At 56.6% G+C, this 3,925-nt stretch carries 4 protein-coding genes and 4 pseudogenes; all 8 read right to left on the reverse strand.

From position 1 onward, the window contains the following. On the reverse strand, window positions 1-156 hold a 156-nt coding region (locus ACR3EN_RS21055; RefSeq protein WP_480918542.1), incomplete at its 3' end, for an FAD-dependent oxidoreductase. 226 nt (window positions 157-382) lie between these two features. Then, a pseudogene (locus ACR3EN_RS21060) lies at window positions 383-987 on the reverse strand (oxidoreductase); the annotation flags it as partial. 325 nt (window positions 988-1,312) lie between these two features. Then, window positions 1,313-1,513 (reverse strand): hypothetical protein, encoded by a 201-nt coding sequence (locus tag ACR3EN_RS21065; protein WP_480918539.1) that lies wholly within the window; start codon window positions 1,511-1,513, stop codon window positions 1,313-1,315. 195 nt (window positions 1,514-1,708) lie between these two features. Continuing rightward, complete coding sequence (locus ACR3EN_RS21070; RefSeq protein ID WP_480918540.1) at window positions 1,709-2,083, reverse strand: extracellular solute-binding protein; 375 nt, start codon at window positions 2,081-2,083, stop codon at window positions 1,709-1,711. Between the two features lie 322 nt (window positions 2,084-2,405). Beyond that, window positions 2,406-2,945, reverse strand: a complete 540-nt coding sequence (locus ACR3EN_RS21075; RefSeq protein ID WP_480918541.1) for a TOBE domain-containing protein — start codon at window positions 2,943-2,945, stop codon at window positions 2,406-2,408. A 102-nt stretch (window positions 2,946-3,047) separates the two neighbouring features. Next, a pseudogene (locus ACR3EN_RS21080) lies at window positions 3,048-3,140 on the reverse strand (putative 2-aminoethylphosphonate ABC transporter ATP-binding protein); the annotation flags it as partial. Between the two features lie 139 nt (window positions 3,141-3,279). After that, window positions 3,280-3,339, reverse strand: a pseudogene (locus ACR3EN_RS21085) (hypothetical protein); the annotation flags it as partial. A gap of 317 nt (window positions 3,340-3,656) precedes the next feature. Continuing rightward, window positions 3,657-3,925, reverse strand: a pseudogene (locus tag ACR3EN_RS21090) (hypothetical protein); the annotation flags it as partial.

The following is a 3,925-nucleotide window of genomic DNA, read 5'->3' on the forward strand; positions in this document are numbered from 1 at the left end:
GGCCGAGGCCTCGGCCAGAGTCACCTGATACCCGCGCCGTGCCAATTGCATCGTGCATTCCAGCCCCGCAGGTCCGCCGCCGATGACCAGCACTTCGGCCTCGCTTTTTTCGGCGCGATGATCTCGGGTGCCAGCACGGCGCCATTCCTCGCCCATCGTTGGGTTTTGCGTGCAACGGATCGGAATACCCAGATTGTCCGACGACACGCAGATATTGCAGCCGATGCATTCGCGGATTTCGTCGATCCTGCCTTCCTCGATCTTTTTGGAATGAAAGGGTCCGCAATGGATGGCCGCGCGGCACCGATGAGGTCGACAATTCCCTTTTGACCATCGACAGCATCATGTCCGGGGACGTCAGTCGGCCCACGCCAACAACAGGTTTTCGGGTGATCTGTTTGACGTGGGACAGAAACGCGTTCTGATAGCCATCTTCGGGCTGGAAACGGGTCGTTGCGCTGTCATTGGACCAATCCGCGACATTCACGTCCCACAGGTCGGGAAGATCGGCCAATAGCTCAACAACCGCGCGGCCTTCTTCTGCTGCCTGCATACCGTCGGCGCCCATCATCTCGTCAATGGCAAAGCGGAACGCAACGGCACAGCTGTCGCCTATGGCATCGTGGGTGTCTTCCAGCAACTCACGGGTCAGCCGCACACGGTTTTCAAGCGACCCCCATATTCATCGCTGCGCTGGTTCATATGGGCTAGCATGAAATGTTGCGCCAATGTCATGTTGTGCCCGGCATAGACATAAACGATGTCAAAGCCGGCCTCTTTCGCGCGGGCCGCGTCGCGGTGCCAGCGGCGGAGTTCCCGGATATCGGCCTTGTCCATGGCCTGCGCGTGCTTTGGTTGCGTCGTATCCACAGACATCTCGGACGGTGCAAGAACCGGAGCGCGGGTCAGCAGGTTTTGCGCGTGGTTGCCGTTATGAACCAGTTGTATGGCCGCCAACGCGCCATGTGAATGCACTGCATCTGTCATCAGCCGCAGCGCAGGCACATCGCGCGTCCCACAATCGCCCTTCGGGGAACGGGGACAAGTCCGAGGTCGGGTGAATCTCGGTCTCCTGATTGGACACCACGGCCCAGCCACCTTCTGCTTTCATTCCCCGAACGGCAGCGTCCGCCGCGGCCTGAGATGCCCCATCCCGGTGCAATGCGGCACCTGATAAAAAGCGGTTTCTGGCTGTGACGGGCCCGATCTGGACCGGTTCGAAAAGCAGAGCATATGGGTTCGCGTTCGACATAATCACGCGTTTTCCTGTAGTTGAGTTCCGGAGCCTAAAGGCTCCGGATAGTGGGTTATGTTAGAAGCCGGCTTTGATCCGCTCGAATTCGGCCAGCATCTTCGCCTCAAGCTCGGGGTTCACAGCATCAAAGAACAAACTGCCTTCGAAGAAGCTTTTGGGATCGGAAAAACCATAGGCTTCTATACTGCCCTGATCGGCGATTTCGAACGCTTTGCGTTGGAATGCGGTAGCCCCAGTTGTCGATGATGTACTGACCACTGGCAGGGTCCGTAAGCGCGTTCAAGGTCATAGACCTGATCGACCGGTGTCGTGGACGATTTCAGATGCACATAGCCACACGCCCAGGTCGCGATGCCCTTGTCCACGTTGCGCATCATGGCCGCGGGCACTTCGTTCCAGATCAGGTTCAGTTCGGACTGGTTCCGGCCCACCCCATTTCGATCTCGCCACTGGTCATGGCCTGGTCAAACTGACCCGCATCGGACCAATAAAACGCATATTCGGGTGGATCGAGCGCAGGAAATCCGATGCTTCCTTGAATTGCTCATCGCTCAGGTTGGTGTAGTCATCCGCGTTTCCGGTGGCCAGCGCGGCCGGGGCATAAGCAGACGATGCAGCATCCGGGATGGCGATTTTGCCTGCATAGGCCGGGTCCGCCATCAATTGCAGTGAGATGTCATCCCCTGATATCTTGTCGGTGCGATAGATAAGACCTGTGTTCCCCCATTCGAACGGCAGCATGTAAAGCTGGCCGTCCAGAACGATGGCGTCGACCTCTTTGATCTCGGGCAGCACATCCGCCCAATTGGTCAGCTTGCTTTCATCCAAAGGCTGAATCAGATCAGCTGCGACCCATTTTCGACCGCGTCAGAACAAGGATGCCAGATCAGCGGTAAAACCGGAACTCAGCTTGGTAAAGGCTTCTTCCTGGCTTCCGAAATAGGAATAGCTTGGCGCTTCATCCCCGTATTTTTCCATGTAGCTGGCAAAGATCCGGGATCTTCATATCCCGACCAGTCAAAACCGTCAGATCAGCGCCACCTGCACTGGCACTGCCTGTCGTTATTGCCGTCGCACACGCGAAGGCCGCAATTCCCTGAAGTTTCATTCTATCCTCCTCTGTTTTATTCCGAGATCGTACCAAGATCGATCACGCTAGCCGCCTGAAGCCCCAGCCAAACGACATCGCCGCGTTTAAAGTCGACCGTGTGGAAATAGTTCGGAACCGAGACCGAGATTGGTTTTCGGCCCCAGCCACCTGAATGTGGTAGTGAATATTCTCACCGTAGAAGGCGACGTTGCTGACGGTGCCCTGAACCGTTGATGGGTAGTCTTCAGGCCGGTCCGCAGCAATCTCCAACTGTTCCGGTCGAATACCGATGTTCATGTTTCTGGCGCTGGTCGCCACATTGGGATTTCTCTCGATTTCCATCCGCCCGAAGGCAGCCGCATCGATTGACAACGTGTCACCGCTTTCGCTCAGTAACCGGGCCGGCAATATGTTCATCTCACCGATGAAGCTGGCCACTTGCTGATCACAGGGACGGGCATAAAGCGTCGTTGGCGTGTCAACCTGTTTGAGTTGTCCGTTGAACATCACGCCGATACGGTCGGACATGGTCATCGCCTCGTACTGGTCATGCGTGACCATCACAAAGGTAATGCCAAGCGACTGTTGCAGATTGCGCATTTCAAACTGCATCTGTTCGCGCAGCTTCTTGTCAAGCGCTGACAAGGGTTCATCCAAAGCAACACCTTTGGCCGCATGATCAGCGCGCGCAAGCGCCACCCTTTGACGCTGCCCGCCCGACAACTCGCTTGCGCCGCGACCCTGAAGACCACCCAGTTCGACCATTTCCAAAGCTTCGGCGACGCGCTGGTCGATCTCGGCCTTGAGCGCTTTGCCCGCAACCCGTAGGCTACGTTGTTCCCGACATTGAGGTGTGGGAAGATTGCGTAGCTTTGGAAGACCATGTTCGTTGGACGGTTGTTGGCCGGCACTCCTTCCATATCCTGACCGTCAATCAGCACCTTCCCCTGGTGGGTTCCTGAAAGCCCGCGATCATGCGTAAAACCGTGGTCTTACCACACCCTGAAGGACCGAGGAGCGAAAAGAACTCGCCCCTCTGAGGTCAAGGTTTATTCCGCTCGCGGCCACAAATGTTCCGTAGCGCTTTTCGACGTCCCTGAGCTCTATGATGTTTCTGTGTGTCATCGGACCTCTGATGCGGATGAACGGCGGCGGAAGTATTCGGCCAGAACCAGAAGCAGAACCGAAGTCAGCAGCAGGATCGACCCCAGCGCCAACACATTTGGAAGCTTGGCGGAAACGGATCTGGCTCCAGATGTAAACCGGCAGGGTTGGCTGGTTGCCGGACAGGAAAAGGCAAGGACGAACTCATCAACTGACGGTGAATGTGACCAAAACACTGGCTACGATACCGGGGGCGACGACCGGCAGCGTCACGCGGCGGAAGGTTTCGAACACACCGACGCCCAGATCGTAAGATGCTTCCTCCAGTGATGCGTCGAAGTCATCAAAGGCTGATTTCAAGATCGAGACGAGAGAACGGCAGCGCGAAACGTGTGGCCCAGAATGACGGTCAGCAATGACGGCTTGAGACCAAGAAACAGAAACAGGACCAGCATTGAAGAGGCGACGATAATACC

It is taken from the genome of Ruegeria sp. G7 (assembly GCF_056535465.1).

What these genes read in the sequence shown, in the direction of transcription:
- ACR3EN_RS21075 (WP_480918541.1), bottom strand. Translation starts at nt 2,945, where the DNA reads ATGCGCAATCTGCAACAGTCGCTTGGCATTACCTTTGTGATGGTCACG.